This is a genomic window from Neoroseomonas lacus (genome assembly GCF_014644535.1).
In the GTDB taxonomy this organism is placed as follows: Bacteria; Pseudomonadota; Alphaproteobacteria; order Acetobacterales; family Acetobacteraceae; genus Neoroseomonas; species Neoroseomonas lacus.
In genome coordinates, this window is record NZ_BMKW01000024.1 from 24,709 (window position 1) to 31,360 (window position 6,652).

Here is a 6,652-nt window from a genome sequence, read left to right on the forward strand (position 1 = left end):
ATCTCCCGATGTGGGAGCGTGGATGCACTATCAGGACGCAAAGTGCAATATGGTCGTCATCCGCCCTGCGGCGGGCGGGCGCGCCACGGCAGCGCCGCGGTGCCGGCAAGGTGGCGATGCATGCGCTCTGCCGCTTCCTCGCGGTCGCCAGCTTCCAGCGCGTCGAGGATGCCGAGATGGTCGGCGGCGGAAACGCGCACGCGCTCCGCGCCGCTTTGCCAGTCGTAGTTAGAGAAGCGGCGGAGCTGGTTCTGTTGCTCCATCGCCTGCACCAGGAAGCGGTTGCCGGAGGCCTCCGCGAGGCCACGATGGAAGGCGGCGTTGGTCTCGAAGAAGGCGACCATGTCGGTGTCGCTCCAGCCACGGCTGAGGAAGCGTTCGTGCAGCCGCCGCATCCCGGCGCCCCAGCCGTCGGGCAAGGCGAAGCCGGGTTCCAGCAGCCCCGCTGGCTCAATCATCAGGCGGAAGCGGTAGGAGGCCGCGCGGTCTTCGGCCGAGGCATAGGCCGGCCCGAAACGCCAGCCATGGCCTCGGTTGCGGCTGACGGCGCCGGCCTCCGCGAGCTGCCGCAGCGCCGCCGCCAACACTGCCCGCCCGACCCCATAGCGGGATTGGAGCAGACGTTCCGACACGTCCTCGGGCAGTTCGCCGGAGCGGCGGTCCCGCGCCAGGGTCACGATCAGGGCCGCCACGGCGTCGCTGCCGTCCTCGGGCGCCACGGCGAGACGCCCGAGGTCGAAGCCCGGGTCGCGCAGCAGCACGGTGCGGCCGTCGGTCTCCACCACCCCCAGAGCCTCGAGCAGCGCCACCGCGCCGGCGACCGGCGTGCGGGAGACGCCGAACTCCTTGGCCAAAGCGAGGCGCGACAGCCGTTCCCCCGCGCGCGCGCCGCGCTCTCGGAGCGCCTGCAGGATGTCGCGCGCCAACGCGCGGTGCAGGAGTGGGATGTCAGTCGCGTCAGGTGGGAGGGGATTGGCCATGCAATGCCTTATGTGTCACCATAATCCATCTTTGGAAGAGGCAAGCGGCATGTCGTCCACCCCGATCGAACCCTTCCCCCTGATCGAACTGGCCGGCACGCCGGAGTCCCGCGGGCGCGCCTATGGTCGCATGGCCAAGGCACGGGTGCACAAGTCGCTGGCGCATTACGGCGTGCAGCTCGCCGGCCAGGGGCGCGATGCCGGCGCGGTGCGCGCCATGGCCCGCGCCTTTGTCCCCCGTATCGAGGCCTTCGAGCCGGATTTCGTCGCCGAGATGCGCGGCATCGCCGAGGGCGCCGACGTCGCCTTCGAGGACATCGTCCTGGTCAACTGCCGCACCGAGGTGCTGCAACTCGCCAAGCGCGCCGAAGCCCTGGAAGCCGAGCGCCGCGACCCGGACGGCTGCACCGGCGCCATCATCCTGCCGGAGGCCAGCGCCGATGGTACGCTGATCCACGGCCAGAACTGGGATTGGAAGAGCGAATGCGCCGAGACCGGCGTGGTGCTGCGCATCCGCCGCGATGACGGGCCGGACGTGTTGACCTTCGTCGAGGCCGGCGGGCTGGCGCGCTGCGGCATGAACGCGGCCGGCATCGCCATCACCGCGAACTACCTTGAGAGCGACCGCGACTACACGCAGGAAGGCGTGCCGCTGTCGCTGCTGCGGCGCAAGGCGCTGGAGCAGGAGCAGGTCGCGCTGGCCTTCCGCATTCTCTATGGCACGCCGAAATCCGGCTCCAACAACCTGATGCTGAGCCATGCCAGCGGCTTCGGCATCGACATCGAATGCGCGCCTGATGAATCCTTCCTGGTGCAACCCGAAGGCGGGGTGATCGTCCATGCAAACCACTGGCAGAGCCCCGTCGCGCTGTCCAAGTTGAAGGACACCGGCCTGCTCAGCACCCCGGACAGCGTCTATCGCGACCGCCGCGTGCGCGCGGCGCTGGCGGCGAAGCAAGGCGGCCTGACGATGGACGATCTGCGCGACGCCTTCTTCGACGATTGGCAGACGCCCTGGTCGGTGTGCCGGCCGCCGCGGATGAATCTTGGCGGTAATCTCTCGGCCACGGTGGCGATGATCCTGATGCGCCCGGGCGAAGGCGTGATGGAGATCGCGCCGCTGCCGGCGCTGAACCCCAGCTTCACCCGCTACACCCTGGCGCCTCAGGCGGCGCGGGAAGCCGCGGAATGACGCGCACCCTGCCGACCGATCCTGCCGCCGCCGGCATTTCCGCGGAGCGGATGCATGCGCTGCTGACCGAACTCTGCGCCTTCGGCCGCAAGCTGCCCGGATCCCCCGCGGAGACCGCGGCCTGCGCCATCATCACGCGGGAACTCGCCGCCGCTGGCGTCGCGCACCAGGTGCATGAATTCGACGCCTTCATCGGCTGGCCGGCGCGATCCGGCGTGACGCTGTTCGGCGCGGCCCCGCGCGAGATCGCGGCGACCGGCGTCGGCATGGCCGCCGGCACGCCGCCCGAAGGCGTCGCCGCGCCGATCGCCGAAGGCACCGCGCTCGCCGGCCGCATCGCGTTGATCGAAGGCCTGCCGCGCTATGACGCGGTCATGGCCGCACAGCGTGCCGGCGCGGTGGGTGTCGTCGCCATCTCGCACGGGCCTGAACGGCACTACGTGCAGACCTCGCCGATCTGGGGCGCGCCAACCAGCGCGGCCGAGGTCGCGATGCTGCCGGCGATCCCCGTGGTGCAGGTGGCGCAGGAGGACGGCGCCCTGCTGCGCGCCCATCCCGGCACTGAGATCCGGCTGGTGGCGGAAGCGCAGCGCGAATGGCGGCCGGTCCGCATGCCGGTCGCCGAAATCCCCGGCGAGACACCGCATTTCGTGATGCTCGGCGCGCATTACTGCACCTGGGGCGCAGGGGCGACGGATAACCTCGCCGCCGTCGTCATGCTGATCGAGCTGGCGCGCCTCTTCGCCGCGGCGCCGCGGCGCCGGCACGGCATCCGCTTCGCCTTCTGGACCGGGCATGAGCAGGGCGGCTACGCCGGCTCCTCCTGGTACGCGGATCACCACTGGGCAGAACTGCGCGACCGCGCCATCGCGTACTTCAATGTGGACATCGTCGGCGTGCGCGGCGGTACCACCAAGGCGCTGCGCAACACCACAGCGGAACTGCACGGATTCGCCGCCGACGTGCTGGAGGCAACGGTGGGCCCAATGCCTGATTCCGAGAAGGACTTCGTCGCGCACGCCCTGCGCCGCCAGGACAAATACGTGCCGGCGACGCGCAGCGCGCGGAACTCGGACCAGAGCTTCTGCGGCATCGGCGTGTCGAGCCTGCAGGTCAGCGCCTTCCTGCCGGCGTCGAGTGCCGAGCACATGCCGGGCAGCGGCCTCGCTTGGTGGTGGCAGACCGAGGAGGACACGCCGGACCGCTGCGATCCGGCGGTGCTCGCGACCGATGCGCTGATCCACCACAACCTGCTGAGCGAACTGACCGCCGCCGAGACCCTGCCGCTCGACCTGGTCGCCATGCTGGACGACGTGCTCGCCAGCCTGCGCGAATACGCCGAGGCCGCACCCGACCTGACCGAGATACCTTTGCTCCGGAGCCTGGCAGATGAGGTCCGTGCGGCAGCCGCGGCGCTGGCCAGCCAGCCGGTGGCCGATGCCGCGGCGCGCAATGGGCTGCTGCTGCGCGTCACGCGGCTGCTCAACCCGGTGCTGCATCACGCCCGCAGCAACCATGACTACGACTTCGGCCGTGCCAGCCGCATGCTGCCGGGCCTTGCCCTCGCACTCGGCCTGGCCGGCTCGGCGCCTGACGAGGCCCGTATGGCGCGCGTCGCGCTGCGCCGCCGCGCCAACCGCATCGCCGACGCGCTGCAGGCCGCCGCCGCCACGCTGCACGCCCCTGGGACGAGGAACTGAACCATGTACCGTCGAACCTTCCTCGCCGCCGGCGCGGCGACGGCCCTCGCGGGCCCGGCCCTGGCGCAGACCGAACGCCAGCGCACCTTGCGCTTCGTGCCCTATGCCGATCTCTCGGTTCTCGACCCGATCTGGACCACGGCGGACATCACCCGCGACCACGGCTATCTGGTCTACGACACGCTCTACGGTACGGACGATGCGCTGCAGCCGCAGCCGCAACTCGCCGAAGGCCATCTCTGGGAGCAGGACGGGCGCGTCTGCACCATCACCCTGCGCGACGGCCCCACCTTCCACGACGGGGAAGCGATCCGCGCGCGCGACTGCGTCGCCAGCCTGCGGCGCTGGATGGCGGTGGCGCCGATGGGCCAGACCATCGACGCGCTGCTCGATGATCTCAGCGCCCTGGATGACCGCCGCCTGCGCTTCCGCCTGAGGCGGCCCTTCCCGATGCTGACCAAGGTGCTCGGCCAATCCTTCGCGCCGGTGCCCTTCATCATGCCGGAGCGCATCGCGACGACGAGCCCGCGCGAGCAGATCACCGACCTGACCGGCTCCGGTCCCTACAGGATCAAGCGCGACGAGTATCAGCTCGGCAGCCTCGTCGCATATGAGCGCTTCGCCGGTTACAAGCCAAGTTCCGCGGCCGGCCGGGGTCTGACCGCAGGCGCCAAGCAGGCGCATTTCGATCGCATCGAATGGCGTAGCATCCCCGACCCCTCCACCGCCGCGGCGGCGTTGCAGCGCAACGAGGTTGACTGGTTCGCCGCCCCGCCGCCAGAAAGCGTCGAGCTGCTCCGCCGCTACCGCAACGTCGAACTCAGCCGCATGGAGCTGCTGCCGACGGTCTGCGTGATGCGTTTCAACCAGCTTCATGCACCCTTCGACGACAAGCGCATCCGCCAGGCACTGTTGCCGGCGATCAACCAGGCGGATTTTGTCATGGCCGCGGTCGGCACGGAGCCGGAGAACTACGAGATCGGCACCGGCTTCTTCCCGCCCGGCTCGCCAATGGCGAGCGATGCGGGCCTCGAGCCGCTCAAGGGTCCGCGCGATCTTGCCAAGGCGCGTCGGCTGCTACGGGAAGCCGGCTACAGCGGTCAGAAAGTCCGGCTGCTCGGTTCCGTCAACACTGGTGCCACGGCATCGCTGGCGCAGGTGACGGCGGATTTGCTGCCGCGCCTGGGCTTCGATTTCGAGCCGATGCTGCTCGACAATGCCTCCGTCGTGCAGCGTCGCCGCTCGATGGAGCCGGTCGAACGCGGCGGCTGGTCGGTGAGCTGCTGGGCCTTCCCGGGCCTGTGGTTCGAGAGTCCGGCCACACACATCCTGATCCGCGGCAATGGCCGCGACGCCTGGTTCGGCTGGCCCACCGCGCCGCGGCTGGAGGAATTGCGCGACGCCTGGCTCGACGCCGCGGACCTCGCCACACAACAGCGCATCGCTCGAGAGATCCAGCGCGTCGGCATGGAGGAGCTGCCCTGCATCCCGCTCGGCAGCATCTTTCGGTCGACTGCAACAAGCCGGACCGTGCGCGACCGCGTGGTAGGGTTCCCCATCTTCTGGAACATCCGGCGCGCCTGAGAGTCCATCCGGGGTCATATTCGCTTTGGGCAAAGCCCCCGGAGTGTGAGGAGAACGGACTCATACCAACTCCCACTGATCAGGACCCATGCGCCCAATCGCGCAAGCCGATGGACATGATGCGCCAGGGTTGATCGACGAGGCGGTTCCAGTGATGGCAGCAGTGTTCGACGATGTCGTCGTGGTCCTGGAAGACCCGGTTGGAGAGCCAGTTGTCGCGCATGAACTGCCAGACGTTCTCCATCACGTTCAGTTCCGGACATTTCGGCGGCAGCGGCAGCGGCAGCAGGGTGATGTTGTCCGGCACGGCGACGTCGCCCGAGAGGTGCCACCCTGCCTGATCGAGCAGCAGCACGGCATGCTTGCCGGGGCTAACCATCTCGCCGATCTCGGCCAGATGGAGGTTCATCGCTGCGGTGTTGCAGAAGGGCAGGACTGGAGTTGCCGCCATCAAGCCGGACAGGTGGCTTGGGTTGCTGACTGCGTAGCGATGAACTCAGGCGGCGAGCGCATGCGCAAGCCGCTGTGAGGGTGGATGGTGTTGTCGTCCTCGAACCGGCCGGCCAGGCGCTGCAGGACGGAGATGGCGTCTGGCCTTGGGCTCACGCGGACGTAGTCGCGCTTGAAGGTCTTCACGAAAGCCCCGCAGACACCGTTGCTCTCGGGGCCGCGGACGGGCGTGAAGCAGGCGACGAGGTTCAGCGCGACGGCGAAGTTGGTGGTCTCGGCGGCGGTGTAGGCGGAGCCGTTGTCGGCGAGCCACTGCGCGGGCTGCGGGGCGCGCAGCGCATCGAAGCGCCGTTCGACGCAGTCGAGCATCATGTCGCGGATCATCTCGCCGCTGATGCCGCCGCCGGAGGTGCCGACCCAGGCCATGACCTCGCGGTCGTGGGTGTCGATGGCGAAGGTGGCGCGGACGACCTCGCCGTTCCAACAGGTGATCTCGAAGCCGTCCGACGCCCAGCGCTGGTTCGATGCCGTGGCGATGACGGTGCCCTCGTGAGTGCGGATGGCGCGCCGGCCGGTGTGGGGCTGCAGCAGCAATGAAGCCTGGCGCATGAGGCGAAAGACGCGCTTGTGATTGAGCGGCGGCTCGCCATAGTTGCGCCTGGCGCGGTTGAGCAGCGCCGTGACGCGGCGATAGCCGTAGGTCGGGCGCGCGTCGGTGATGGCGCGGATCTCGGCCAGCACGGCGT

5 protein-coding genes and 1 pseudogene are annotated in these 6,652 nt (G+C 69.4%); 3 read left to right on the forward strand and 3 right to left on the reverse strand.

The features are described from left to right. Nucleotides 1-56: 56 nt before the first annotated feature. Nucleotides 57-980 (reverse strand): GntR family transcriptional regulator, encoded by a 924-nt coding sequence (locus IEY36_RS28775; RefSeq protein ID WP_188973494.1) that lies wholly within the window; start codon nt 978-980, stop codon nt 57-59. A gap of 49 nt (nt 981-1,029) precedes the next feature. On the opposite strand from IEY36_RS28775, the gene IEY36_RS28780 reads away from it, so the two are divergent. From IEY36_RS28780 to IEY36_RS28790, 3 genes are read left to right on the forward strand one after another with little or no spacing between them, the layout of a single operon-like run. Further along, complete coding sequence (locus tag IEY36_RS28780) at nt 1,030-2,172, forward strand: C45 family autoproteolytic acyltransferase/hydolase (protein ID WP_188973496.1); 1,143 nt, start codon at nt 1,030-1,032, stop codon at nt 2,170-2,172. Then, nucleotides 2,169-3,872 (forward strand): M28 family peptidase, encoded by a 1,704-nt coding sequence (locus tag IEY36_RS28785; RefSeq protein ID WP_188973498.1) that lies wholly within the window; start codon nt 2,169-2,171, stop codon nt 3,870-3,872. Before IEY36_RS28780 ends, IEY36_RS28785 begins: the two co-directional genes overlap by 4 nt. A 3-nt stretch (nt 3,873-3,875) precedes the next feature. Continuing rightward, nucleotides 3,876-5,456, forward strand: a complete 1,581-nt coding sequence (locus IEY36_RS28790; RefSeq protein WP_188973500.1) for an ABC transporter substrate-binding protein — start codon at nt 3,876-3,878, stop codon at nt 5,454-5,456. Between the two features lie 79 nt (nt 5,457-5,535). On the opposite strand, the pseudogene IEY36_RS28795 reads toward IEY36_RS28790, so the two are convergent. After that, a pseudogene (locus IEY36_RS28795) lies at nt 5,536-5,901 on the reverse strand (transposase); the annotation flags it as partial. A 5-nt stretch (nt 5,902-5,906) separates the two neighbouring features. Next, nucleotides 5,907-6,652, reverse strand: a 746-nt coding sequence (locus tag IEY36_RS28800) for a DDE-type integrase/transposase/recombinase (RefSeq protein ID WP_188973504.1), incomplete at its 5' end; no start/stop codon positions are given.

What these genes read in the sequence shown, in the direction of transcription:
- IEY36_RS28775 (WP_188973494.1), bottom strand. Translation starts at nt 980, where the DNA reads ATGGCCAATCCCCTCCCACCTGACGCGACTGACATCCCACTCCTGCAC.
- IEY36_RS28780 (WP_188973496.1), top strand. Translation starts at nt 1,030, where the DNA reads ATGTCGTCCACCCCGATCGAACCCTTCCCCCTGATCGAACTGGCCGGC.
- IEY36_RS28785 (WP_188973498.1), top strand. Translation starts at nt 2,169, where the DNA reads ATGACGCGCACCCTGCCGACCGATCCTGCCGCCGCCGGCATTTCCGCG.
- IEY36_RS28790 (WP_188973500.1), top strand. Translation starts at nt 3,876, where the DNA reads ATGTACCGTCGAACCTTCCTCGCCGCCGGCGCGGCGACGGCCCTCGCG.